The sequence below is a fragment of the Nocardioides sp. URHA0032 genome (assembly GCF_000620645.1).
Classification (GTDB): domain Bacteria; phylum Actinomycetota; class Actinomycetes; order Propionibacteriales; family Nocardioidaceae; genus Nocardioides.
The window spans coordinates 253,776-273,868 of record NZ_JIAV01000021.1 but is presented as its reverse complement, the minus strand read 5'-3'; the positions used below and the strand labels follow the sequence as shown (position 1 = coordinate 273,868).

Annotated in this window: 40 protein-coding genes and 1 tRNA gene; 36 read left to right on the top strand and 5 right to left on the bottom strand. The window is 66.9% G+C overall.

Annotation, left to right across the window (positions count from 1 at the left end; genetic code table 11):
- The 6 genes from N538_RS29040 to N538_RS28530 form a co-directional block, all read left to right on the top strand.
- The coding region (locus tag N538_RS29040; protein ID WP_028637750.1) for a hypothetical protein at positions 1-831 on the top strand (831 nt) is incomplete at its 5' end.
- Complete coding sequence (locus N538_RS0113675; RefSeq protein ID WP_028637710.1) at positions 831-1,085, top strand: hypothetical protein; 255 nt, start codon at positions 831-833, stop codon at positions 1,083-1,085. The genes N538_RS29040 and N538_RS0113675, both read left to right, overlap by 1 nt.
- Before the next feature lies 1 nt (position 1,086).
- Positions 1,087-1,311: a hypothetical protein gene (locus tag N538_RS0113670; RefSeq protein ID WP_028637709.1), complete on the top strand. Its 225-nt coding sequence runs from the start codon at positions 1,087-1,089 to the stop codon at positions 1,309-1,311.
- A 53-nt stretch (positions 1,312-1,364) separates the two neighbouring features.
- Complete coding sequence (locus N538_RS0113665; protein ID WP_028637708.1) at positions 1,365-1,727, top strand: hypothetical protein; 363 nt, start codon at positions 1,365-1,367, stop codon at positions 1,725-1,727.
- Positions 1,720-2,793: a collagen-like protein gene (locus N538_RS29520; RefSeq protein WP_028637707.1), complete on the top strand. Its 1,074-nt coding sequence runs from the start codon at positions 1,720-1,722 to the stop codon at positions 2,791-2,793. The genes N538_RS0113665 and N538_RS29520 overlap by 8 nt, the downstream gene beginning before the upstream one ends.
- Positions 2,794-2,925: 132 nt before the next feature.
- Positions 2,926-3,078: a hypothetical protein gene (locus N538_RS28530; protein WP_155992087.1), complete on the top strand. Its 153-nt coding sequence runs from the start codon at positions 2,926-2,928 to the stop codon at positions 3,076-3,078.
- Between the two features lie 65 nt (positions 3,079-3,143).
- Here N538_RS28530 and N538_RS0113650 read toward each other — a convergent pair whose 3' ends face one another.
- Together N538_RS0113650 and N538_RS0113645 are read right to left on the bottom strand one after the other, a co-directional pair.
- Entirely contained in the window at positions 3,144-3,836 is a 693-nt protein-coding gene (locus N538_RS0113650; RefSeq protein ID WP_028637706.1) for a collagen-like protein, read from the bottom strand.
- A gap of 141 nt (positions 3,837-3,977) precedes the next feature.
- A tRNA-Ile gene (locus N538_RS0113645) sits at positions 3,978-4,051 on the bottom strand.
- Positions 4,052-4,248: 197 nt separating this feature from the next.
- Between N538_RS0113645 and N538_RS0113640 the strand changes: the two genes are divergently transcribed.
- A complete protein-coding gene (locus N538_RS0113640; RefSeq protein ID WP_081790471.1) occupies positions 4,249-5,532 on the top strand; it encodes a tyrosine-type recombinase/integrase in 1,284 nt (427 codons plus the stop codon).
- Here the strand turns inward: N538_RS0113640 and N538_RS28010 are convergent.
- From N538_RS28010 to N538_RS0113625, 3 genes are all read right to left on the bottom strand, one after another.
- Positions 5,511-5,663 carry a ribbon-helix-helix protein, CopG family gene (locus N538_RS28010; protein WP_231496216.1) on the bottom strand — a complete coding sequence of 51 codons (153 nt, stop codon included), beginning with the start codon at positions 5,661-5,663 and terminating at the stop codon, positions 5,511-5,513. The genes N538_RS0113640 and N538_RS28010 overlap by 22 nt on opposite strands.
- A 61-nt stretch (positions 5,664-5,724) precedes the next feature.
- Positions 5,725-5,880 carry a hypothetical protein gene (locus tag N538_RS0113630; RefSeq protein ID WP_155992103.1) on the bottom strand — a complete coding sequence of 52 codons (156 nt, stop codon included), beginning with the start codon at positions 5,878-5,880 and terminating at the stop codon, positions 5,725-5,727.
- A 319-nt stretch (positions 5,881-6,199) separates the two neighbouring features.
- Positions 6,200-6,577, bottom strand: a complete 378-nt coding sequence (locus N538_RS0113625) for a hypothetical protein (RefSeq protein ID WP_028637747.1) — start codon at positions 6,575-6,577, stop codon at positions 6,200-6,202.
- A gap of 174 nt (positions 6,578-6,751) precedes the next feature.
- Here N538_RS0113625 and N538_RS0113620 point away from each other — a divergent pair, with 174 nt between their 5' ends.
- The 29 genes from N538_RS0113620 to N538_RS28500 all read left to right on the top strand — a co-directional run bounded on the left by N538_RS0113620 (position 6,752) and on the right by N538_RS28500 (position 19,488).
- On the top strand, positions 6,752-7,009 hold the full coding sequence (locus tag N538_RS0113620; protein WP_028637746.1) for a helix-turn-helix domain-containing protein: 258 nt from the start codon (positions 6,752-6,754) through the stop codon (positions 7,007-7,009).
- Positions 7,006-7,203 (top strand): hypothetical protein, encoded by a 198-nt coding sequence (locus tag N538_RS25410; protein ID WP_036570446.1) that lies wholly within the window; start codon positions 7,006-7,008, stop codon positions 7,201-7,203. Before N538_RS0113620 ends, N538_RS25410 begins: the two co-directional genes overlap by 4 nt.
- Positions 7,200-7,814, top strand: a complete 615-nt coding sequence (locus tag N538_RS27500; RefSeq protein ID WP_051549273.1) for a hypothetical protein — start codon at positions 7,200-7,202, stop codon at positions 7,812-7,814. The genes N538_RS25410 and N538_RS27500 overlap by 4 nt, the downstream gene beginning before the upstream one ends.
- Positions 7,811-8,371, top strand: a complete 561-nt coding sequence (locus N538_RS0113605; RefSeq protein WP_028637745.1) for a hypothetical protein — start codon at positions 7,811-7,813, stop codon at positions 8,369-8,371. Before N538_RS27500 ends, N538_RS0113605 begins: the two co-directional genes overlap by 4 nt.
- Positions 8,368-8,757, top strand: coding sequence for a hypothetical protein (locus N538_RS25400; RefSeq protein WP_051549272.1), 390 nt, complete (start codon positions 8,368-8,370; stop codon positions 8,755-8,757). Before N538_RS0113605 ends, N538_RS25400 begins: the two co-directional genes overlap by 4 nt.
- Complete coding sequence (locus N538_RS0113595) at positions 8,754-9,140, top strand: hypothetical protein (protein WP_028637744.1); 387 nt, start codon at positions 8,754-8,756, stop codon at positions 9,138-9,140. Before N538_RS25400 ends, N538_RS0113595 begins: the two co-directional genes overlap by 4 nt.
- On the top strand, positions 9,137-9,394 hold the full coding sequence (locus tag N538_RS0113590; RefSeq protein WP_028637743.1) for a hypothetical protein: 258 nt from the start codon (positions 9,137-9,139) through the stop codon (positions 9,392-9,394). The genes N538_RS0113595 and N538_RS0113590 overlap by 4 nt, the downstream gene beginning before the upstream one ends.
- Positions 9,391-9,645, top strand: coding sequence for a hypothetical protein (locus tag N538_RS0113585; RefSeq protein ID WP_028637742.1), 255 nt, complete (start codon positions 9,391-9,393; stop codon positions 9,643-9,645). The genes N538_RS0113590 and N538_RS0113585 overlap by 4 nt, the downstream gene beginning before the upstream one ends.
- Positions 9,646-9,849: 204 nt before the next feature.
- Positions 9,850-10,035 carry a hypothetical protein gene (locus tag N538_RS28525; protein WP_155992102.1) on the top strand — a complete coding sequence of 62 codons (186 nt, stop codon included), beginning with the start codon at positions 9,850-9,852 and terminating at the stop codon, positions 10,033-10,035.
- Positions 10,036-10,246: 211 nt separating this feature from the next.
- Positions 10,247-10,747, top strand: coding sequence for a hypothetical protein (locus N538_RS0113565; protein ID WP_155992101.1), 501 nt, complete (start codon positions 10,247-10,249; stop codon positions 10,745-10,747).
- Complete coding sequence (locus tag N538_RS25395; RefSeq protein WP_036570443.1) at positions 10,744-10,923, top strand: YegP family protein; 180 nt, start codon at positions 10,744-10,746, stop codon at positions 10,921-10,923. Before N538_RS0113565 ends, N538_RS25395 begins: the two co-directional genes overlap by 4 nt.
- Positions 10,920-11,153: a hypothetical protein gene (locus N538_RS0113555; protein WP_028637739.1), complete on the top strand. Its 234-nt coding sequence runs from the start codon at positions 10,920-10,922 to the stop codon at positions 11,151-11,153. Before N538_RS25395 ends, N538_RS0113555 begins: the two co-directional genes overlap by 4 nt.
- On the top strand, positions 11,150-11,383 hold the full coding sequence (locus tag N538_RS0113550; RefSeq protein ID WP_028637738.1) for a hypothetical protein: 234 nt from the start codon (positions 11,150-11,152) through the stop codon (positions 11,381-11,383). Before N538_RS0113555 ends, N538_RS0113550 begins: the two co-directional genes overlap by 4 nt.
- Positions 11,380-11,553 carry a hypothetical protein gene (locus tag N538_RS28520; RefSeq protein WP_155992100.1) on the top strand — a complete coding sequence of 58 codons (174 nt, stop codon included), beginning with the start codon at positions 11,380-11,382 and terminating at the stop codon, positions 11,551-11,553. The genes N538_RS0113550 and N538_RS28520 overlap by 4 nt, the downstream gene beginning before the upstream one ends.
- Positions 11,550-12,410 (top strand): PD-(D/E)XK nuclease-like domain-containing protein, encoded by an 861-nt coding sequence (locus N538_RS25390; protein ID WP_051549271.1) that lies wholly within the window; start codon positions 11,550-11,552, stop codon positions 12,408-12,410. The genes N538_RS28520 and N538_RS25390 overlap by 4 nt, the downstream gene beginning before the upstream one ends.
- A gap of 3 nt (positions 12,411-12,413) precedes the next feature.
- Positions 12,414-12,905, top strand: coding sequence for a hypothetical protein (locus N538_RS0113535; protein WP_028637737.1), 492 nt, complete (start codon positions 12,414-12,416; stop codon positions 12,903-12,905).
- Positions 12,902-13,588 (top strand): hypothetical protein, encoded by a 687-nt coding sequence (locus tag N538_RS0113530; protein ID WP_051549270.1) that lies wholly within the window; start codon positions 12,902-12,904, stop codon positions 13,586-13,588. The genes N538_RS0113535 and N538_RS0113530 overlap by 4 nt, the downstream gene beginning before the upstream one ends.
- On the top strand, positions 13,585-13,713 hold the full coding sequence (locus N538_RS29515; RefSeq protein ID WP_269320354.1) for a hypothetical protein: 129 nt from the start codon (positions 13,585-13,587) through the stop codon (positions 13,711-13,713). Before N538_RS0113530 ends, N538_RS29515 begins: the two co-directional genes overlap by 4 nt.
- The gene (locus N538_RS28515; RefSeq protein ID WP_155992099.1) at positions 13,710-13,886 is read left to right on the top strand and encodes a hypothetical protein; all 177 of its coding nucleotides are present in this window, start codon (positions 13,710-13,712) and stop codon (positions 13,884-13,886) included. The genes N538_RS29515 and N538_RS28515 overlap by 4 nt, the downstream gene beginning before the upstream one ends.
- Positions 13,883-14,209, top strand: a complete 327-nt coding sequence (locus N538_RS0113520) for a hypothetical protein (RefSeq protein ID WP_028637735.1) — start codon at positions 13,883-13,885, stop codon at positions 14,207-14,209. Before N538_RS28515 ends, N538_RS0113520 begins: the two co-directional genes overlap by 4 nt.
- Positions 14,210-14,728: 519 nt before the next feature.
- The gene (locus tag N538_RS0113515; protein ID WP_036570439.1) at positions 14,729-15,538 is read left to right on the top strand and encodes a DNA-methyltransferase; all 810 of its coding nucleotides are present in this window, start codon (positions 14,729-14,731) and stop codon (positions 15,536-15,538) included.
- Complete coding sequence (locus N538_RS27495) at positions 15,535-15,903, top strand: hypothetical protein (protein WP_051549269.1); 369 nt, start codon at positions 15,535-15,537, stop codon at positions 15,901-15,903. Before N538_RS0113515 ends, N538_RS27495 begins: the two co-directional genes overlap by 4 nt.
- A 163-nt stretch (positions 15,904-16,066) precedes the next feature.
- Positions 16,067-16,453, top strand: coding sequence for a hypothetical protein (locus tag N538_RS0113500; protein WP_028637733.1), 387 nt, complete (start codon positions 16,067-16,069; stop codon positions 16,451-16,453).
- 237 nt (positions 16,454-16,690) lie between these two features.
- Positions 16,691-17,158: a hypothetical protein gene (locus N538_RS0113495; protein ID WP_231496213.1), complete on the top strand. Its 468-nt coding sequence runs from the start codon at positions 16,691-16,693 to the stop codon at positions 17,156-17,158.
- Complete coding sequence (locus N538_RS0113490; protein WP_028637731.1) at positions 17,155-17,604, top strand: hypothetical protein; 450 nt, start codon at positions 17,155-17,157, stop codon at positions 17,602-17,604. The genes N538_RS0113495 and N538_RS0113490 overlap by 4 nt, the downstream gene beginning before the upstream one ends.
- Before the next feature lie 32 nt (positions 17,605-17,636).
- Positions 17,637-17,804 carry a hypothetical protein gene (locus N538_RS28510; protein WP_155992098.1) on the top strand — a complete coding sequence of 56 codons (168 nt, stop codon included), beginning with the start codon at positions 17,637-17,639 and terminating at the stop codon, positions 17,802-17,804.
- A gap of 259 nt (positions 17,805-18,063) precedes the next feature.
- Positions 18,064-18,750 (top strand): hypothetical protein, encoded by a 687-nt coding sequence (locus tag N538_RS0113475; protein ID WP_155992097.1) that lies wholly within the window; start codon positions 18,064-18,066, stop codon positions 18,748-18,750.
- Positions 18,751-19,168: 418 nt separating this feature from the next.
- Positions 19,169-19,336, top strand: coding sequence for a hypothetical protein (locus tag N538_RS28505; protein ID WP_155992096.1), 168 nt, complete (start codon positions 19,169-19,171; stop codon positions 19,334-19,336).
- A complete protein-coding gene (locus N538_RS28500; RefSeq protein ID WP_197025339.1) occupies positions 19,318-19,488 on the top strand; it encodes a hypothetical protein in 171 nt (56 codons plus the stop codon). The genes N538_RS28505 and N538_RS28500 overlap by 19 nt, the downstream gene beginning before the upstream one ends.
- Positions 19,489-20,093 lie beyond the last annotated feature (605 nt).

Below are 20,093 nucleotides of genomic sequence, written 5' to 3'. Positions count from 1 at the left end.
GGGTCCAACGGGTCCAACGGGTCCAACGGGTCCAACGGCTCGGCCGGGCGTGGCATCACCTCGATTGCTCGCACCAGTGGCACTGGGGCAGCGGGCACGACCGACACGTACACGATCACCTACACCGACGCCACCACCTCCACATTCACGGTGGTCAATGGTGCGGACGGGTCGGGAGTCGGCGACGTCACGGGTCCTGCGACAGCGGTCAACAACAGGCTCGTTGCGTTCAACGGCACCACTGGCAAGATCATCAAGGACTCCGGGCTCAGAACCGGCACCGCGTCCGGCGACATCCCGCTCCTCGGTACTGGCGGCGTGCTGCCCGTCGCCCGTCTCGCCACCGGCACCCCGGACGGCACCAAGTTCGTCCGCGACGACGGCACCCTCGCCACTCCAGCGGGCGGCGCCACAGAACTCCTCGCGTCCACCGCCTACAACCCGGCCTCGGCCACCAACGTCACCAACGCCACGACCACCTACGCCGACGTCGACGCCACCAACCTGAGCATCACCTTCACCGTCCCCGCATCCGGCGCCGTCATCGTGTCCCTGAGTGCCCGCGCAGTGACCACGACCAGCAGCAATCCCGCCATGTGGGGTGTCGGAATCGCCGGCACTGTGGTCGCTGCGTCGACAGGCAGGGTCGCTGCGGCCGTCACCGCCGCCCGCGTCGTCCACCGGGTCAAGATCACCGGCCTCACCCCAGGGGCGTCGGTCACCTACAGGTGGATGCACGCCAACGCCTCCACCGCCACCACCACCACCTCCTACGGCGGCACCGGCACCACCGCCGAAGGCCAAGCACTTATCGAAGTTTGGAGCGCCTGATGAGCACGGTCACCACCCCCCGGCCCATCGACCCCCCACAGCTCACCGCCGAGCTCGGCGTCGCGAGCATCACCGTCGCGATCGGCGACACCGAAACCACCGTCACCGCCGACATCGACGAGGCCACCCTCCAAGCCGCGGTCGACGCACACACCCCCCACCCGACACCCAGCGCGGCGTCACTCATCCAAGCCCAGGTCGACGAACTCACCGACCTGACCGTTGAAATGCTCGACCTACTGATGGGAATGTGACATGGCCACTGCTCTCGGGTTCCGCTACCTGTGCCGCTTCTACGAGAACGACCCGGTCGTCACCGTCGCGACGCTCGACACCTGCCTGACGCGCAAGTGGATCTCGCTCACCGAGTACGAGCGCGCCCTGTCCGGTGAGCCCCCGATCGGCTACGTGCCCACGCCGACATTCGCCGCCGCTCAGGTCGAGGACGCTTCGGCGGCGACGGGTGGCGCGGGCAGTTAAGCCCCTGCTCTAACTCAGCGCGACGTAAGCCAACGACACCAAGGAGCCCCGGCATGGCCGACCCCACCCCCCTCGACGTGCAAGCCGGGGTTCCCTACTCCCGCCGAATCCGCATCACCGACGGCAAGAACCTGTGGGCGAACCTCGCTGACTTCGAGGTCCGCTCACAGGTTCGCGCCGGACGCCAGATCACCTCTCCGCTCAAGGCCGACCTCCGACCCTTCCTGGCAGCGAGCTTCGACGGCAACGACATCGTCATCGACCTGACGCTGACCGGAGCCGACACACGCACCCTCGTCGGCGGCAACTACGACATCCTCGTCACCGACACGGGCGCCACCGACGCGCTCGGTCTGCGGGTGCTGCACGGAACCCTGACCATCGCGCCCACCACCACGGCGGCCACAGATGAGTGAAGTCCAGGTCGTCGTCGAGCCGCCACTGCCCGAAGTCGTCGTCACCATCGAGCCCGCCCCCGAGGTTGTCGTCACGGTCGCCGAGGTTGGGCTGATCGGACCCGCGGGACCGAAGGGCGACACTGGCGCCGCGGGTGAACCCGGACCCGCAGGTCCCGTTGGGCCGACCGGACCCAAGGGTGACACCGGGGCTACCGGGGCCACCGGACCCGCCGGAACCTCCCCGGTCGGAGCAGTCACCGGCCCCGCTAGCTCCACCGACAACGCCCTGGCGCGCTTCGACGGCACGACCGGCACGCTGCTACAGGACTCGCCGGTCCCCGTCACCGTCAGCGACACCGGCTCCGTCTACATCGGTCCCCCCGGTTTGGCTGCCGGCTCCATCGGCACCGCCCTGAGCACCTACGCCACCGACCTGACGACGAACATCATCCTCAACTCATTCCAGGCGTCAGGCATCGCGCCCGCAGCCGGGAACGTCCAAGCGGTCCAGTTCAACGCCACCGACATCGGCACCAACAACGTGTCCTCCCTCACCGGGCTCAACGGCCTCGCGAACAAGTCCGGGTCCGGCACGATCGGCACCCTGACCGCCATCCAAGCGTCGGCCCGCACAGGTGGCACGGTCGCGGTCACCACGCTCTCGGGGATTCTCTCCCAGGTGCGAGTCAACGGCACCGCCACGGTCGGAACCCTTGTCGACTTCAACTCCACCGCCTCCACGGTCGCGGCCGGCTCCGCGATCACGGCCGCCTACGGGGTGAAGGTCGCAGCCAAGAAGGTCACCGGCGTGACCACCGGCTACGGCATCGCCTCCGATGGCGCCTCCGACCTGAACTACGTCATGGGCAAGCTCGGCGTCGGCAAGAATGCACCGACCGAACCGCTCGACGTCGTCGGCAACATCAAGGCGACCGGCGTCGTCCGCACTGGCGCGTTCACCACTGCCCTGCGACCCTCCGCGTCAACCTCCGGGGTCGGCGCGTGCATCTACGACACGACGCTGTCCAAGCCGATCTACAGCGACGGCACCGTGTGGCGCGACGCGATGGGTACTGCCGTCTGACCTGAAGTCGGCCCATTGAAGCCCCCAGCCTTCACCTTCGGGTGACGGCTGGGGGCTTTTCGCTATGCCCCGAACTCGGTAACCCAGACGCCGACAGACGGGTGGCGCGACACCGGGCTCCACACTCGCCACATGCCAGGGAAGGGCACCAAGCGCCACGCCATCCGCATCGACGACGAACTCTGGGACGCGGCGCTACACGAGGCAGCCGACCGAGGCGAAGACCTCTCCACCGCCATCCGCCGCTTCCTGCGCGACTACATCAACCAGCTCGACAAGCGCTGAGACAGCCGAACGCCCCCGCAGAGCTTGGGAGTCTGCGGGGGCGTCCGGTTCCCTTTGAAGGGGGCTCAGTTGTCGAGCACATCCGCGTCGACCGGGATGCTCGCGGTCGGCACACACAGCGCCCACACCGTCAGCGTCGACGTGTACTCGCCATTGCCGAGGATGATCCAGCCATCGAGCCGGTCAGCCTTCGGAAGACCCGTGTCCCAATCCATGCGGCCAGGGAACGACGAGTTGACCACGAAGCCGTCATCCTGCGTCTCCACCGTGCCGCCCTGCACACCGCCCGCGATCGCCGTGAACGTCTGCGAGACAGCCGGGTCGTCGTCACACGCGACCGTGGCCGAACCGCCGCCACCATTGCTGTACGTCAGCGAACGGTAGACCGCACCCTCGAGCCCGTCGCGACCGTTGGTGCCGTTCGCACCGTTCGCACCGGGAGCGCCACTGGGACCAGCCGGACCCTGCGCACCCGCCGGACCCGGAACCGTCGAGTCGGCACCCTTCGGACCAACCGGACCCGCGGGACCAGTCGCGCCAGCCGGACCAGTCTCGCCCGGCTCGCCCTGCGGACCCCGCTCCCCCGTCTTGTCGAGCTTGTTCTGCACACCGTCAGACAGGTCGACCGTCCGGATCGTGCCGTCCTTGATCTGGTGCGAGGTGATGAGCTGCCCGGCGACCGCGCCAGTACCGCCCGTCACAACCAGGGCCGTAGCGATGCTGGCGACCGTGAGACCGATCTTCGTGTTGCGCTTCATGATGTCCCCCTTCAGTGGACTTGGCCGCGAGGTGCGGCAAGGGGGAACCATTCAGGGTGGCGCGACACCCCGTCTAGTGAATGCGTGAAGCGATGCGAAGTTGTTACATGGGCCGGCGGCAGCGGATCGGCGACCCGAGAGTGGGGTGGACGGGGCTCGAACCCGTGACCGGACGATTATGAGTCGTCTGCTCTAACCGACTGAGCTACCACCCCAAGAATCTAATGGCTAACGTTTGGGCTAACGTCCCTCCTCATTTTGAGCGTGAATCGCTAGTATCTTCACAGGATTATGAGTCCTTGGTTGTGGCGCCTAGCAATCCCCAATCACGCTCAGAACAAGGCCATATGACCCGTTGTGGGGACATGCGATTGGCTAACGTTTGGCTAACGTCATGCCGTAGACTGGAGCCATGGGAAAGACGGAGCGGCGCAAGCGGGGCACGGGCGGCCTCTATCAGCGTGAGAGTGACGGCATGTGGGTCGTCGCCGTCCCGCTCCCTGCTGGCCCCGACGGCACTCGCCGGCGCAAGGTCATCGTCCGCGCGAAGTACGCCGACGCCGTCAAGGAACTCCAGAAGGTCCGACAGAAGCTCGAGCGCTCCGGCGACCTCTCGACCTCATCCCCCACCCTGTCGACCTGGCTCGACACCTGGTGGGAGCGCTACGCCGAACGGCTCAAGGTCAGCACCCGGCCCAGCTACCGATCCAAGATCGAGAACTACATCCGGCCGGCGCTCGGCAACGTCAAGGTCGACCGGATCGGCCCAGCGCACGTCGCCCGCCTCCGCGACTACATCACCAAGGAGAAGGGCCTCAGCTCGACCACGGCCCTCGGCGCCCACCGCGTGCTCTCGGTAATCCTGCGCGACGCCGAGCGGGAGGGGAAGATCGCGCGGAACCCGTGCGCCCTCATCGACGCACCCAAGAAGCGCGTCCACAAGGTCAAGTACCTTGACAGCGGACAGGCGCGCAACCTCCTGGCCGTGTGCGACTCCGGCGACGGCACCGTCTCGCGGGATCTCGCAATGGCCGCCGTTGCGCTGCTCATCGGCCCACGGCCCGCCGAGCGGCTCGGCGTCACGAGCGACGAGATCGACCTGACGACCGGAAGTATCACGATCGCGTGGCAGCTCCAGCGCCTCGACTTCGAGCACGGCTGCGGAGAGAAGGCCGGTGGCGTGTGGCCCTGTGGTCGCAAGCGCGGCGGCAACTGCACTCGGCGGCACCTCGACATCCCCGACAGCCAAGAGGTCCAGCACGTCGAGGGCGGGCTCTACCTCACCCGGCCGAAGTCACGGGCAGGCTGGCGGGAGTTCACCATGCCGCCACTGCTGCGCGACACCCTGGCCGCCTACCTCGAGACCCACGAGCCGGGCATGTGCGGGCTCATCTTCACCCGCGACCTCGGGCGCCCGATCGACCCGTCCGACGATTCGCGCTGGTGGGACGGTCTGCTCCGCGCGGTCGGCCTCCCTGACGTCGACCGCCACTCCGCGCGACACACGTGCAACACGATCCTGACCGAGCTCGGCTACCCCGTGGACGTGCGCCAGAAGATCATCGGCCACGCCTCGCGGGCAGTGAACGAGGAGGTCTACACCCACACGTCCGATGCGCGAGTCACTGAGGCCACCGCCGCGATCGGTGCGGCTATGGACTGGCGTGCACTCGGTCAGACGTCGCCGACCGGGTAGCGCCGCACGTAGTCGCGGCATGCTCGGCGGATCACGTCGGACAAGGTCTCTCCTCTGTCCCGCGCGATCCGCTCGAGCGCTTCCCGCAAGTCATCTGGCGCCCGGAACGCGATGAGCGGCGTCGCGGGCATGTTCGGCACGCGCGCACGTTACGTCGGCCCGTTATACACCGGGGGACACTTGTGGAGTGGTCTAGCGGATCGACCGCACCGACTCCTTGCCGAGATCGAACGCCACCTGCTCGCGATGCTCCATCTGGCGATGCGCCTTCTGAACCGCGATCAGATGCCCGAACGCCACGGCGACGATCCCTAGGAAGCCGGAGTCATCTGGGGTGAAGTCAAGCATGTCGCCGAAGGCTAAGAGCGTCCCCCCGATCCAACAGAGCCAAGCGGCTAGACAGTCGATGGTGATGGAACGGTTGAACATTGGCAGTCACTCTCCCAAGACGTGCTTGACCCCAGTTGTCCCCCCGTCCGTCGAGGGCGTCCCGCAACCTAATCGGTTCCGCCGACAGCCCCCTTGATTGCCCTTAGGTACAGGTAGACAACTAGCGCCGCACTCCGTCCGTTACGGGAGTGCGGCGCTAGTCTCGTGTTCAAGACGCCTCGTGGCCCTGGCTCCTACGCTCCGGCCACGAGGCGTCGTTTTGGCGGGGGTGTCTCGATCACGACGCACCCCTCTCCCGCTCGGCCTGTCGGCGACGCTCGTCCTCTTCCAGGACTGCGCGGATCTGCTCGCGAGGACCGGGACTCAACTTCTCCAGCTCGGCCAGCACCTCGGGCGTGAGGAGCGGCTCGCCTCCGTCCTTGAGGGGCGGGTCGATGAGCCGCCAGTCGCCGCCGGTCTCCGGCCAGAGGGTGCTGACGATCGCGATGATGGTCCGCTCAGCAAGTGGTTCGTTGGGGCTCTCGGCCTTCGTCCAGGTCGTGGAGTTCACGCCGGCCGCGGAGTACGCCTTCCGGCGATTGCCCTTGAACTGGCGCACACGCTCTCGCTCGATGCGAGCAGCCAGGTCGCGTCGTTGCGACTCGTTCAGATCCATGTCCACATCGTGGCAGGAACGCTCAGGAACATCTACCTGCCGTCAGGAACACCCCCAATTTAGGCTAGGTAAGTAAGCCAACTCACATGGTTGTAGTACTGCACGTCAGAGGCCATTTCGCGCGATCTGGTGCTACTTGTTGCGATGTGTTCCTAGCCGTGCTTAACTGGTCCCATGCCAGCCACCAAGACCACCGTTGAGATCAACGGGTTCGTCGTCAGGGAGCTGCGGATCCGAGACGGCCTCAGCGTTCAGGCGCTCGCCGCACAGATCGGTGTCCAGCGGCCCTACATCGCCAAGATCGAGCTCGGCCACTCCACGCGAGTGTCGCCCAAGGTCTTCAACGCCCTCCTGTCGGCGTTCTCGATCACCGACCGCCGCGTCCTCCTCTCCAACCCGCACGGCGCCAACGAACTCGAGGCGACGGGATGACCTCACTCGCCCTCGCGGCCGTCTCCTACAAGATGGCCGACGCCGTCCGAGCCACCGGGATCGGCGAGACCACGATCAAGGCCGCCCAGGCAAGGGGTGACCTCGTCGGCCACTACGTCGGCAACAAGCTCGTGTTCCGCGCCGTCGACCTCGACGAGTGGGTCGCCTCCCTGCCGACGGAGAAGGCGTCATGAGCCTCGTCAACACGGAGACCGGTGAACTCATCGAGCCGATGGGTGCCGACGACGCTCGCCGCCTCACCGAGCGCATCCGTATCGCGGCCACGAACTACACCGAAGCGAAGGCCAAGGTTCTGCAACTGGTCGACGAGGCCAGGGCCGGCGCGGCGCATGTTGCCCTCGGCTACAAGTCGTGGACGGCGTACCTGTCCGACGTGCTCTCCGATGAGCCGCTACGGCTGGCGCGGGACGAGCGCCGCGAGTTGGTGACGCATCTCGCCGACCAGGGCATGAGCCACCGCGCAATCGCACCGATCGTCGGAATCGGGAATGCGCAGGTGTCCCGCGACCTCGCGGCGGTTGCTCCAAATGGAGCAGTAGTCCGCGAGACCGAGGGTCTCGACGGTCGCGTCCGCACCACCGTCACGGCCGGCCGGGTCCGAGCAAGCACTCCCGGCACCACCGAGCGCGCCCACCAAGAGGCCGAGCTCATCAACGCCTTCGGCTCGATCGTCAAGCGCTCACTGACCCCCGAGAACGTCGCCACCCTCTCGCCCCGCGCCAAGGGCCGACTCATCGAAATCCTCACCGTCGCACTGACCACACTCAAGGAGAACGACCAATGAGCACCATCGCTGGCATCAAGGGAGTCGTCCGCTTCGCCATCAAGGGACAGGAGGCCCGTCCCGCCTGGGAGCGCAAGATGCTCGCCAATGCTCTGAACAACGGACAGGGCGCGCCCAACGACCTCCGCTTCCAGTGTCGGATCGCCCAGGACGCCCGCGAGAACTTCGCCGACATCTCGGTCCCCGGCGGCACCTTGTCGGTTCACCAGAAGAGCAAGCCTCAGTTCGGTCGCACCCGCAACGGCGAGGCGTACCTGACGGTCGTCCTTGTCGATTCCCGCGACGGCCAGTCCTACAAGGTGCGATGGACCGGCGACGCGGTGCCGCGCAAGATGCAGGAAGTCGCCGTCAAGCATGACGAGGGCAAGCGCGTTGCTGCCACCCGCGTCGCTCTCCGGTGGGAGGACGCCGAGATCGTCCCCAGCGACCACGCCGATCACCGCGCCCGGCACGACCTGAACGAGTCCGGGGAGATCCGGGTTCGGGCGAACGGTCGAACGGGTGGCCCCAAGCCGTCCCGATGCTTCGACCGGCTCTGCGCCACCGACCTCGCATGAACCCCCCGCGCCTCTCCCTCGACGACTACCTCAAGTCGCTCCCCAACCGCTGCCCCGGATGCGGCTACCACCCCCGCACTCAGGGCTGTGCATGTGCCGGCGAGCGACTCAAGTTCTCCGGCCAGGCGATCACGACCGCAGCGCACCCCGACGACCGCGCGAAGGTCGAGGCGGCGATCCGTCAGCTCGCGGCAACGGGTCGCCCCTTCTCCGCGAACGACGCCAGGTCGCTGCATGGCGTTGTCGGTGGCGTGGTTGGCGCGACGTTCACGGCGATGCGCAAGGCGGGAGTCATCAAGTCGTGCGGTGACGACGACAGCACGGGTGAGTCGGCGCATGGCCATCGGATCTACCGCTGGGTCTCAGCTTCGGCGGTGGCGGCATGAGCGAGCACACGGCCGAGTTTGCGCAGGTCCGCACCATCACGGTCAACGACCGCCTGCCGTCCCTGCACATCCCGTGGCCGCAGTGTGGTCACTGCGGCGAGGACGTGACCATCGAGGACGGTGCTGCGTGGTGCGACGGCTGCCTCATCCAGTGGGACCGCATCGAGGAGGACTCCCCTGGAAAGCCTGACGAGGGGCGCGAGGACACCGACGTCCCGTGCAAGATCGTTGTCGGCAGACAGGGCGAGCCTCACGCCGACAAGCGCGGGAACCACTACGTCCCCGGGCCGCCGAGGCCCTGCATCCTCCCGTCCGGCCACGAGGGTGAGCACCTCTGCCCCTACGACGTCGAGGTAAGCAGTTCGCCCGGTGAGTCCTCATGACCACCCCTGACCCGCAGTCCGAAGCGATGCTCACCTGGCTTGCCGAGCACCCCACCCGGACGAACGACCCGAACGCCACCCCGCGCTTCCCCGACGATGAGGACACGTTGCGGCGTTCGTTCGGTGGCCTCTCGAAGCGCGCCCGCAGCATCCAGCGTCGGCCGTTGCGCCTCGTTGTAGATGAGCTCGGGTTCGATCAGCGCGGCGGTTACCACGCGGAGTGCGACGGCGTGCTCGACGGCGGTGCTGCATGAGCGCCGAGGTCTTGCGTCAGGCGGCCACTCGGGTCCGACATGACGTCGAGTTCGGACAGGCGCACGGAGACGACTCGTTCCTGATCGCCGTAGCGGACTGGCTGGACTTCGCCGCCGCGGGTCGAGGGGCGCTGGACATGGTCGCCGCTCACAACGGTCGTCCGCTGAATACCGACGGAAGCCAACTGTTCCGCGACATGGAACAACGAGCCCTCACGGTCGCCCGCGCCTACCTGGGGAGCGACGCATGACCGCCGTCCGCTGGATCGCGTTCGTCGGCGCCCCCGTTGCCGCCTGGGCAGTCCTGCTCGCGGCGATCTTCCGACCCTGACTTCCTCGCCGTCGGCCGTAAGCCCATTGGCTCGCTGGCGGCGGGGAGCACCACCACATGAAGAAGCCCCGTCGGACGTGACCCGACGGGGCGCAGAGAAGAACTCCAAGAGAAGGGTACGACATTGAGCACCTATCACAACTGCGGCGAGTGCATCGCCTACATGGAGCGACGCCGGAAGGTGCTGCTGCCAGCGATGGCGGCGCACTGCGAGCGAACGGGCGAGTACGCCGCCGATGCTCTGCACCGCTACATGAGTGGCGTCCACGACCGTCACGTCGCGGGCATGTCGCTGGCGGTGACCGCATGACGCCCCGTGACGCCCTCCTCGCCCTCATCGGCGGCATCCCCGTGGATGCGGACCGCATCGCCGTCTGTGGTGGCCTCGTGTACGCCGCACCCACTGGCGCTGTCCGTCTCCAGCAGCCGGGTCGCGTGGTCGTGACGTTGGGCGCGTGGCGTGACGGTGCTGAGGAGCTTGCGGCTGCGTACTGGGCTGCGGCTCGTGGGGCGGTGGCGTGATGCGCGACTGGGCGCCGGGCGACGTGGCGATGGTGCGGAACGAGTGGGACGTCTGGAATGTGGCGATCTACTCTGTGCGTCCCGGTGGCTTCGTGTGGTCCTACGGCGTCTCGGATGCCGTGTCGCCGCCGACCGCCGAGGCTCGCCCCCTCGTTGTGATCGACCCCGAGGACCGCGAACAGGTCGAGCGACTGTGGATGGCGCAGGACCGAGCGATCCCGCTTATCCGCGAGCAGCAGGGTCCGGCCGTGGTCGGCGTCTCGTTGATCGACGCACTCCAAGTAGGGCTGCGGTGGATGCTGAACCCGTCCGACATCCCCGCCCTCCCGAAGCTCGAGGAGCCGACCGGACTGGGCGCCGTAGTCGAGGACCGCGACGGCGAACGGTGGGTGCTCTACACCTCGCCCATGTCTACGGCGCCGTGGTGTGACGGCAGCACGTCCGTCGAATGGGACGACATCGCCGTCGTCCGCGTGCTCTCCGAGGGCGTGACCCCGTGACCGCCCGCGTCCACTTCTGGCCCGACCACAACGACAAGTGGCGCTGGCACCTCATCGCCGGCAACCACCAGATCGTCGCCGACTCAGGACAGGGCTACTCGTCCAAGTCCGGTGCGCGACGTGCCTGGCGCCGGTTCCTCGAGCTCGCCCCGACCGCAACGGAAGTGACCCCATGACCGCGTTCGTAGTCCTCTGCGGCGTTCTCTTTGTCGCCGCGCTCGCCGTCATCTGGACCTGCGACGCCATCGACGAGAGCCGCTACCAGGCCAACATCCCCAGCCCCGACGCCAGTGACGCCGAGTTTGAGGCATGGGCGCGACAGGCCATGCGGATCGGCAACAGCGCCGGGTTCGAGGCATCCGTCCGCGCCGACATCGAAGCGCTCACGAACGGAGACGTGGCATGACTGAGCAGACGAGCGAAAACGGGCAGCTGTCCGACCCCGCCGAGATGATGGCCCGCCTGTTTCCGCGGCGCCGGTCACACCTCGTCGTTGAGATCGACCTGGACCCCGTGCCCGGCTGGGGCAACAACCCCGACGACCACCGCGCCCTCGTCCAGCGCCTCCTCGACGAAGCCGTGGGCCACTACAACCCGATCGTCGAAATTGCGACCTCCCCCGAGGTGACGCCATGACGCGCTACGACGACGAGCCGACGAGCTGCCCCATGTGCTCGGTCGGTTGCAAGCCCGAAGACCTGTGCGACTGCGACATCGACCCGTTGTGCATCCGCGATCACCGGATCTACCACGTCGAACTCCGCAACTGGGGCGCTCCTGGGTGGATGGGTGGCGATGTCGCATGAAGATCACGAAGCCCGGCCTCGTGTTCAACATGAGCGACGAGACCTACCACGGCGATCCGGTCCCTGGGGGCTCCCTGTCATCGTCGCTCGCCCGTCGACTGACCGAGCATGTGCCGGCGAAGGCGATCGCTACGCACCGTGACCGCAGGCCAACCGCGTCGATGAATCTCGGCAAGGCAGCACACCTCCACGCCCTCGGCGCCGGTCCCGACCTGATCGTGTGGCAGCACGACGGCCGCACAAAGGCGGGCAAGGAAGAGCGTGCCGAGCACGCGGAGGCCATCGCTGCCGAACGGGTTATCGCCGTCAAGGAGGACGAGCGCGACCAGGTGATCGGTATGGCGAAGGCGTTGCGGGCCAACCCCGAGGTCGCTGCAATGCTCGACGCCGGAACGCCCGAGGTGTCGGTCTTCTGGCAGGAGCAAGGCGCTTGGTGTCGTGGCCGCTTCGACCTCCTCGGAGATGTCGGCGACGACTACAAGACGTGTGACGACGCATCGGCTACGGGGTTCGAGCGGTCCATGTCGAAGTACGGCTATCACCAGCAAGCCGACTTCTACCTCCGCGGCCTACGCGCCATCGGCCACCCGGCGGGCGACCGGCCCATGCGCTTCATCTGCCAGGAGAAGACCTACCCCTACCTCGTGCAGGTTCACACCTGTGACGAGCTGGCAATGGAGATCGCGGCAGCACTGAACGACCGAGCCATCGCGATCTTCGCCGAGGCCATCGCGAGCGGCGAGTGGGCCGGCTACCCGACCCTGCACGTCGAGCCGACCGCGCTGCCCGCGAACTACTTCTACCGGTACGCCGAGCTGATTCCGGCGCACCTCAACCCCTTCGTAGAAAGCGCCTGAGACATGAACATCTCGAAAGCCATCCTTGCCAAGAGCGACCAACTCAACAGCTCGGATCTCATCGGCGGTCCACAGACCGTGACCATCGCGGAGGTGCGCGAAGGCAACTCCGACCAGCCCGTTCAGATTCACCTCGTCGAGTGGCCCGGTCGTCCGTTCAAGCCATCCAAGACGGTCCTACGAATCCTCGACTACGCATGGGGCGAAGAGACGGACGACTGGCCGCAAGGCGCACGCATGACCGTGTTCCGCGACCCCACTGCGAAGTGGGCCGGCGAAGAGGTTGGCGGCATTCGCGTCTCCCACCTGTCGCACATCTCCGAGCGGTTCAAGCTCGCCCTGCGTGAGTCGCAGAAGAAGAGCGTGCTTTACACCGTCGACCCGCTGCCCGAGCTCACCCGCAAGGAACAGCTCGCAGCCGAGTGGAGAACTGCTGACCCCGAGCGACGCAAGGCGATCGAGGCCGAGGTTGCTGCACTCGAGGCTGCCCCGTGAGCGCCCCGACCGCACCACCATCGGGGCGTCCGGTCGTCATCAGCCTCTGCGACCTCACCGGCGTCTTCACCACGCCATGGGTTGACGCCGGATACGACGCGATCCTCGTCGACCCCCAACACGGCTTCTCCAGCAGCGACGGACGGGTCACGAAGCTAGCGATGACCGTCGAGGAAGCCCTGCCCGACCTGGGCAACGTCATCCGCACCGGCCGGGTCGCGTTCGTCGCCGGATGGCCCCCCTGCACCGACCTGTCCGGCAGTGGCGCCCGCTGGTGGGTCGACAAGCGAGCGAAGGACTACATGTTCCAGGCCAAGGCCGTCGCAGTGGCCGAACAGTGCCGCACAGTGGGGCTCCTCTCGGGCGCCCCTTGGTTCGTGGAGAACCCGGTGGGCGCGTTGCGGCGGGTGTTTGGTCCTCGGGATCACGTCTTCGATCCGTGCGACTTCACGGCGCTTGAGCCGGCCGACAATTACACGAAAGAGACGTGCCTCTGGACCGGGGGCGGATTCCGGATGCCGCCCGTGCAGCAGAACCCCGAGCTCGGTACGCCCGACGACCGCATCCACAAGGCGCCCCCGTCTGCCGAGCGTGCCAACTTCCGGTCCGCGACGCCTATGGGGTTCGCGCGGGCCGTGTTCGCCGCCAACGCTGCACCGATCCTGATGGAGGCCACCGCATGACCGCCCACCTCGTCACCACCGCCCACGGCCTCATCCTCGTCAGCGTCGTCCTCGCTGCCGGTCTCGCGCTGACCGTGAACCTGATCGACCTCGACACGGCACTGAAGATCGCGAGGGGCCGATGAGCGAGCACCACGAACGGCCCTGTTATCTCTGCGGCAAGAGCCCCGCCGAAGGGTTCGCGTCGATCTGGACCGCTGCCACCGGAGAGCGTTGGTACTGCCACGGCGATAACGACGAACTCTCTTGCTACGAGGCAACGAGCATCGACCCGACGCTGCCCGATGGGCTGTCATGAGCACCGCATCGAACGGTCGCGCCCGTGAGCACCGCATCTCCAAGCTGATGCAGGACCACGGCTGGCTACAAGTCATGAGGTCCGCAGCCTCCAAGGGATGCGCCGACCTGTTCATGCTCCACCCGTTCTACGGCGCCGCACTCGTCCAGGTCGGCACCGCGAAGTCCAAGACCATCGGCCCCGCAGATCGCGACCGGCTCGTGAGCATCGCCGAACAACTCGGCTGCCTCGCACTCCTGGCCACTAGCGGCCCCGGCATACCTACGCGGTTCTTCAGTGTCACGCGCGAGACCGCCTCCAAGTGGAAGGAATTCGATCTATGAGGTCAACGAATGTCGCGGCCTACAGCGACGACCCGGCGCCGAGCCGCTGCGGTTGGTGTCTCAAGCCAGCATGGGGTGACGGCGTCTGTCGCGAATGCCGCAGCATCGAACCGGGCCTGCGTCGTGGCTACACCGATGCTGACGCGCTCACCGGGGGCTACTGGGTTCGTCGCGGTTCCATCTTGGTCTGGGACGGTCCGCGGCCGATTGATGACGAGCAGCCCCGCAATCAGTACGGGCGAGCCAAGTGCGGCACGAACGGCGGGTACGTGAACCATGTCCGCTACTCCAAGACGACACCTTGTGGCCCGTGCAAGAAAGCGCACGCCGAGGCGAATCGTCCTCGGTCGGGGGACGCTGCGTGAACGCCCAGGTTGGCTCAGTTGAGCGGGATTCTCGTCCGAGCGGCCCGGCAAAATCGGTCGAAGTGTGGGACAATGAAAGCGGCCCGAAGAGGTGCGCTAACACCGCTCCGAGCCTGACCCCGCATCACTCGACACAACCGAGGAGCGAAGGCTGATGCCTACTATCCCACGACCACCAGCGCCGTACTACGCGGACTCTCGATCCACTCTCTACAACGCCGACGCCCTCGCTGTCCTGGCATCGCTGCCGACCGCAAGCGTCGACGCCCTGATCACAGATCCTCCGTACTCGTCGGGCGGCATGGTACGGGGCGACCGCACGCAGGGCACTGGCGACAAGTACGTCAGCACGACCAACATCAACGGCCAGGGAACCGACTTCACGGGCGACAACCGCGATCAGCGGGCCTACGCCTACTGGTGCTCCCTCTGGCTCTCTGAGTGTCTGCGCATCGTCAAGCCGGGCGGCATCGCTGCCCTGTTCACCGACTGGCGACAGCTCCCGGCAACCACCGACGCCCTACAGGCTGGCGGCTGGGTCTGGCGCGGCCTCGTGCCTTGGTACAAGCCCGCACATCGACCGATGCTCGGGCGTTACTCCAACGCCTGCGAGTACGTGGTCTGGGGAAGTGCCGGCCCGCTCGGGACTGGCGAAGGCAAGCCATCGGTCCCCGGCTTCTACCAGGCGAGCAGCCCCCGCGAGCGCGAGCACCAGACGCAGAAGCCCATTGAGGTCATGCGGCACCTGATCCGCCTCGTCCCGGAAGATGGCGTCGTTCTCGACCCCTTCGCCGGGAGTGGCACCACGGGAGTCGCCGCTCTCATTGAGGGGCGGACATTCGTCGGGTCCGAGATGACGGAGCACTACGCCGAGGTCGCAGCACGCCGCCTCGAGACCGTTGAGCTCGGCTATCGCAAGACCGAGGAGCAGGACGCGCTCGACTTCGACGGCGGCGCGGCATGAGTGGGCAGACGACCGAGTTTGTGCAGATCGACGGAATGGCGCTGATCCACGCGGAGCGCCGCAGGCAGGTCCAGGTCGAAGGCTGGACTCCCGAGCACGACCGCGAGCACGGAGCCGCACGTCTCCTGCGAGCAGCGGAGGCGTACCGCTGGTGCGACTACGCCTATTGGCCGTGGGATCGCGCGTGGTGGAAGCCCAAGGACCACCTGTCCAACCTCATTCGGGCTGGTGCGCTCTACCTCGCCGCCGACGAGGTGCGGGAGAGCACGGGGTCGGCAGCCGAGGCCGTCGCGCGGGAGATCGACGGCATCTTGGCGAAGGCGTCCGAAATCCTCACACCGCCCGGAAAGACGGGCGATGCCTGATGGCCGACGACACGCCACCAACCTTGACCATCCGGTGCCGCAAGTGCCCTAGCACCTTCCCTGTCGGCGCGACGATGGACGACGCAGGTCGGTTCATCGACAACCCACTCGACTTCGCCGACTTCTGGGCGCACCACTGGACCCACGAGCGGCGGGATGCCTGATGCCCTACCTCAACCTCGATGACGAGTTCACCGAGCACCCAAAGGTCGACGGCCTCAGTGATGGCGCATTCCGCCTGCACGTCTCAGGGATGCGTTACTGCGCCAAGAACACGACGGACGGAGCGATCCCAGCGAGCCGCGTTGACCGACTCAAGCCGAAGTTCAAGGCCCCCGAGTTGCGCGAGCTCCTCCGCTGCAACGTCTGGCATGAAGGCGGCGAGGGATGCAATACCGAGAGCTGCATCAAGGGCGAAGACGGCGAATACGTCGTCCACGACTACCTCCAGTGGAACAAGTCGGCCGCCTGGTGGGAGAAGCGCCGACACGACGAGGCCGAACGCAAGGCCGAGTGGCGTCGCAAGCAAGCCGAGAAGGAGGCGTCCTGACATGAGACGGAACGCAGGTTGTCCCACCGGGACAGACGACGGGACGGGACGCGGGACACGACGCGGGACGGACGCGGTGCGGTGCTGGGTCCAGAACCAGAACCAGAACCAGACTTCTTCTACTGCTGTTTTGGGTGTCTCAATTTCCAATCCCATCCATCGTCTAGGCAGTAGAGGGACCAGCTCGCGGCGCATGGATGGCCGCTACGCGGCTGGGTTCGGCGGTGTCTCATGCCGGTGACCAAGGACCAGGCCGAGATGCTCACCGCGCTCGCCATCGCCGCCCGTCCCCACGGAGCACGACGCTGGGATGCACCCGGAGTCATGTCGGCGCTCGGCAAGGTCGCCCACCTGGACCTCGCCGAAGTCATCAAAGCGATCGGCAGAGCAGCCGGCGAACGCGACCTAGAGACACCCGCAGCGATCGGCAACACCGCCGCACTCTGCTGGACGGAGCGACGGGTCGAGCGATTCGAGCCCGAGAAGACAACCCCCGAGACCCGCTGCGGCATCTGCGGCAAATCGCGTGCCCTCTGCGCCACGGCACCCAGGTTCGGCGGCGATGACCACTCGTTCGAGCCGGACTTCAAGATCCGGACGGGCGGCGCGGTCGACGAACTGCGCGACATCAAGGCCAAGGCGGCGACTACCGAGCTCGAGCCCGCCGCCGAGCCGCAACCCACCAGCAACGAGGAGGCGTCATGAGCGGGCAGACGACCGAGTTTGCGCAAATCCGTCGCTGGCTCCGGCGCACGGTCCGGTTCCGCAGCATCCGCCCGTGGTGGCGGCGCTTCAAGCGCAACGGCTACCGGCTCGACCGGTGCGACCACTGCGGCCACCGCTTCCGCTGGACCCGCGATTCGCGGCACTCCTACAGCGGGTCCAGCAAGGTCTGGCACGGCCCCTGTCAGGCGTACATCCACCAGCGGACAGCGGCCGAGGAGCGCCTAGAGGTGCTGCGGCTCGTCATGGACCTCGGACCGCTCACGGAGCACGACGTGAAGTTCGCCGCCGAGATGCGCGCCCGAGATGAGGCCGAGCGGGTAGCCAACAGCAACCGCGCCTTCCGGGTGTTCTACGCCCTCAAGACGAACCGCCCGGCGCTGAGCACACCGCCCGGATCGCCCACCACCGACGGGGGCACGTCATGAGCAACTGCGGACTGCCCGATGGAGTGACGCACATGCACTCTGAGCGGTGCTACGAGGCTGGGCGGCGGGATGCGCGTGCAGTTGCGAGAGCCACCTACGTCGCCCTGCTGTACGCGTACCACGAGCTCGACCCCGACCACTGCGGCGGCGAGTGCTTCAAGTCGGCCCTCATCGACGCCGCGCTGGACGGTGAGCGCTGATGTGGTGCGCGCAGGTGGCGCCGGGCTACCACTCGACAACCGAGGCGTTCGACACCGAGGCAGAGGCGACCGCGTGGTGCGAACGGGAGATGCGGGCGGCTGGGACTGGGCATGGCGTTGTGTTCTGGATTGGGGAGGAAGCATGAACGAGTGCAGGTGTGGACGACCAACGAGGGATGCGGCCTACGTCTGCGATGAGTGCGGAGACAGCCTGAGCCGCGCCCTTGGGGATGTTCCCTGGTTGGCTGAGGAGCTCGAGGTGACCATCTCGCGGCAGAAGGGCGTCGACTATCGCGGCGTCGGGGGCGGGAAGGGTGCCAAGAAGCCCTCAGAGCGCCCCTCTCCGGTCGTTTGGGGTGCCAGCGAGGCTCGGGGACACCTCAAGGCTGTGATGGTCTCCTGGGCGCTCTATTCGCACCAGGAGGGCGTGCGGAACAGCAACCCGAACGAGGAACTGCCCGCCGACACCCTCGGCGCCCTGTCTGCGTGGCTGCTGTGGATGGTCGACGGGTTGACGCTCGACGAGATCGGCCCGGACGCTGTCGACGAGATCACCGATGCTGTTGCGAAGTGCTACCGGCTGATCGATCGGCCGGCGGACGCAAAGTTCTATGGTCGCTGCGAATGCGGCGAATGGCTCTACGCGCAACCCGGTCGAGAAACCGTGAAGTGCCGAGCGTGCGGCGAGCAGAGCGAGACCGCGATCCTCAACGAGCTCATGTGGCAGGAGGCGATGGACAAGATTGTCACCGTTTCCGAAGCTCGCATCCTGGCGAACAGGATGGGTTTCGAGTTGTCGGAGTCGACCCTGTTCCGGTGGGTGGCGAAGTGGGTTGACGACGGCCGGCTCGTGCCGCACGGTGATGGCGACGAGCGCACGCGCAGGTTCTCGTTCAGCCCCCTGTCGGCGCTTATCCATGCGGAAACCCGAAAGCGCGTTGCTTAGCAGGTCCAGACGCACTTGACAAGACTAGTATTGAGAGTCACACTGTGATTGGCTAGGGGATTTTCCCGAAGCCCACCAATCAGGACACGACCCCGGACTGCCAACAGGCTCCGGGGTCGTGTGCATCTCGGGACAGCCTCGGTGGCAGGGCCTTCGGTACGTGTAGCCACCAAAACCTCGCCGCTGCCGCGAACACCGGCGCCGGGAGGGGACGCGGCGGCGGATCGGGGTAGCCATGCGCCTAGCGATCACGGTCCTCGGGTGGGAAGTCCTGGCCATCGAGCTCGCACCGACCGCAGAGGTCGAGATGCCCGAGGTCGACGGCGGCTACCTCACTGCGATGCCACTCGGTTTCGTCGCGAATCACGAACGCCCGGAGGAATCGGGCCTCCCCTACCGTGAGGGCTGGGAATGACCCATGACCGCGCCGATCGTCACCGACGAGACCACTCGCTCCGAGATTGAGGAAGCGCTGGGCTGGGCCAACCAGTCCGCCAAGCGCATCCCGTCACACTGGCTCGAGCACCGTAGCCGCGCCCACGAGAAGATCAACCTCCTGCTGGATGCGTGGGAAGCGGCGTCGTGATGTTCTACGAGGATCTTGCGGCCGATCTCGCTGACCCCGAGTTCATGCGCGAGTACCTCAAGGCGCTCGCGGAGATGACCGAGGCGCAGAAGCTCGCGCACGTCACCAGGTTCACCGAGGCAGAGATCGATGACCTCGGCGGCTTGTCGTGAGCACCTACGACAACGGCGCTCCGATGCCCGAGGTGTGGCAGGGCGAACCGAGACCCAGCCCGTTCGACGTCAAGCCGACTCCGACATCGCCGGCCGTCACCCTCGCCACCGCCGAGCTTGAGCCGCGGGGCAGCGAGTAACCCACATTCCCCCGCACGCCGACTGTGTTTGAGGCGGCCGGCGCGCGGGACTTCAACTTGGCCCAATCGCTTCGAATACCGGACCCACCCCCCAGAGACGCCGCCAACACGGGGCCAACCCACTTGGGGACACCGCCGGCTCATCAGCACGGACCAACACGCAACACCCCGCCTCGTGCGGTCTCGGTCAAACACTCGATCCGCAGCAGGCCGACGCCTCCTGCCGACGCAAGGGGCCACAATGGCTATCGCTGACCTGTACGCCGCCGGAGCACCCGAGGCCGTCAAGGGCCCACCATGCGCAACCTGCCACCTCCTCGGCAGCCTCGAGGCGCCGGAAGCAGCGGCACTGCGACGACTGCTCGCAGATCCACTCTGGCGGTACTCGGCGCTGTCTGAGGCCCTTGCTGCCGAGGGGCACAAGGTTCCCGCCCAGACGCTTGCCCGACACGCTCGCGGCCAGTG

Excerpts from the sequence above, each read along its gene's own strand:
- N538_RS0113670 (WP_028637709.1), top strand. The coding sequence starts at position 1,087 with ATGGCCACTGCTCTCGGGTTCCGCTACCTGTGCCGCTTCTACGAGAAC.
- N538_RS27495 (WP_051549269.1), top strand. The coding sequence starts at position 15,535 with ATGAGTGGGCAGACGACCGAGTTTGTGCAGATCGACGGAATGGCGCTG.
- N538_RS0113595 (WP_028637744.1), top strand. The coding sequence starts at position 8,754 with ATGAGCGAGCACACGGCCGAGTTTGCGCAGGTCCGCACCATCACGGTC.
- N538_RS29520 (WP_028637707.1), top strand. The coding sequence starts at position 1,720 with ATGAGTGAAGTCCAGGTCGTCGTCGAGCCGCCACTGCCCGAAGTCGTC.
- N538_RS0113630 (WP_155992103.1), bottom strand. The coding sequence starts at position 5,880 with ATGCTTGACTTCACCCCAGATGACTCCGGCTTCCTAGGGATCGTCGCC.
- N538_RS0113675 (WP_028637710.1), top strand. The coding sequence starts at position 831 with ATGAGCACGGTCACCACCCCCCGGCCCATCGACCCCCCACAGCTCACC.
- N538_RS28505 (WP_155992096.1), top strand. The coding sequence starts at position 19,169 with ATGACCGCGCCGATCGTCACCGACGAGACCACTCGCTCCGAGATTGAG.
- N538_RS0113665 (WP_028637708.1), top strand. The coding sequence starts at position 1,365 with ATGGCCGACCCCACCCCCCTCGACGTGCAAGCCGGGGTTCCCTACTCC.
- N538_RS28515 (WP_155992099.1), top strand. The coding sequence starts at position 13,710 with ATGAGCGAGCACCACGAACGGCCCTGTTATCTCTGCGGCAAGAGCCCC.
- N538_RS0113500 (WP_028637733.1), top strand. The coding sequence starts at position 16,067 with ATGCCCTACCTCAACCTCGATGACGAGTTCACCGAGCACCCAAAGGTC.
- N538_RS0113605 (WP_028637745.1), top strand. The coding sequence starts at position 7,811 with ATGAGCACCATCGCTGGCATCAAGGGAGTCGTCCGCTTCGCCATCAAG.
- N538_RS0113535 (WP_028637737.1), top strand. The coding sequence starts at position 12,414 with ATGAACATCTCGAAAGCCATCCTTGCCAAGAGCGACCAACTCAACAGC.
- N538_RS29515 (WP_269320354.1), top strand. The coding sequence starts at position 13,585 with ATGACCGCCCACCTCGTCACCACCGCCCACGGCCTCATCCTCGTCAGC.
- N538_RS25410 (WP_036570446.1), top strand. The coding sequence starts at position 7,006 with ATGACCTCACTCGCCCTCGCGGCCGTCTCCTACAAGATGGCCGACGCC.
- N538_RS27500 (WP_051549273.1), top strand. The coding sequence starts at position 7,200 with ATGAGCCTCGTCAACACGGAGACCGGTGAACTCATCGAGCCGATGGGT.
- N538_RS28510 (WP_155992098.1), top strand. The coding sequence starts at position 17,637 with ATGCACTCTGAGCGGTGCTACGAGGCTGGGCGGCGGGATGCGCGTGCA.
- N538_RS28530 (WP_155992087.1), top strand. The coding sequence starts at position 2,926 with ATGCCAGGGAAGGGCACCAAGCGCCACGCCATCCGCATCGACGACGAA.
- N538_RS0113585 (WP_028637742.1), top strand. The coding sequence starts at position 9,391 with ATGAGCGCCGAGGTCTTGCGTCAGGCGGCCACTCGGGTCCGACATGAC.
- N538_RS0113620 (WP_028637746.1), top strand. The coding sequence starts at position 6,752 with ATGCCAGCCACCAAGACCACCGTTGAGATCAACGGGTTCGTCGTCAGG.
- N538_RS0113650 (WP_028637706.1), bottom strand. The coding sequence starts at position 3,836 with ATGAAGCGCAACACGAAGATCGGTCTCACGGTCGCCAGCATCGCTACG.
- N538_RS25400 (WP_051549272.1), top strand. The coding sequence starts at position 8,368 with ATGAACCCCCCGCGCCTCTCCCTCGACGACTACCTCAAGTCGCTCCCC.
- N538_RS25390 (WP_051549271.1), top strand. The coding sequence starts at position 11,550 with ATGAAGATCACGAAGCCCGGCCTCGTGTTCAACATGAGCGACGAGACC.
- N538_RS28520 (WP_155992100.1), top strand. The coding sequence starts at position 11,380 with ATGACGCGCTACGACGACGAGCCGACGAGCTGCCCCATGTGCTCGGTC.
- N538_RS0113590 (WP_028637743.1), top strand. The coding sequence starts at position 9,137 with ATGACCACCCCTGACCCGCAGTCCGAAGCGATGCTCACCTGGCTTGCC.
- N538_RS28010 (WP_231496216.1), bottom strand. The coding sequence starts at position 5,663 with ATGCCCGCGACGCCGCTCATCGCGTTCCGGGCGCCAGATGACTTGCGG.
- N538_RS0113625 (WP_028637747.1), bottom strand. The coding sequence starts at position 6,577 with ATGGATCTGAACGAGTCGCAACGACGCGACCTGGCTGCTCGCATCGAG.
- N538_RS0113555 (WP_028637739.1), top strand. The coding sequence starts at position 10,920 with ATGACCGCGTTCGTAGTCCTCTGCGGCGTTCTCTTTGTCGCCGCGCTC.
- N538_RS0113550 (WP_028637738.1), top strand. The coding sequence starts at position 11,150 with ATGACTGAGCAGACGAGCGAAAACGGGCAGCTGTCCGACCCCGCCGAG.
- N538_RS0113490 (WP_028637731.1), top strand. The coding sequence starts at position 17,155 with ATGAGCGGGCAGACGACCGAGTTTGCGCAAATCCGTCGCTGGCTCCGG.
- N538_RS0113640 (WP_081790471.1), top strand. The coding sequence starts at position 4,249 with ATGGGAAAGACGGAGCGGCGCAAGCGGGGCACGGGCGGCCTCTATCAG.
- N538_RS0113565 (WP_155992101.1), top strand. The coding sequence starts at position 10,247 with ATGCGCGACTGGGCGCCGGGCGACGTGGCGATGGTGCGGAACGAGTGG.
- N538_RS0113515 (WP_036570439.1), top strand. The coding sequence starts at position 14,729 with ATGCCTACTATCCCACGACCACCAGCGCCGTACTACGCGGACTCTCGA.
- N538_RS0113520 (WP_028637735.1), top strand. The coding sequence starts at position 13,883 with ATGAGCACCGCATCGAACGGTCGCGCCCGTGAGCACCGCATCTCCAAG.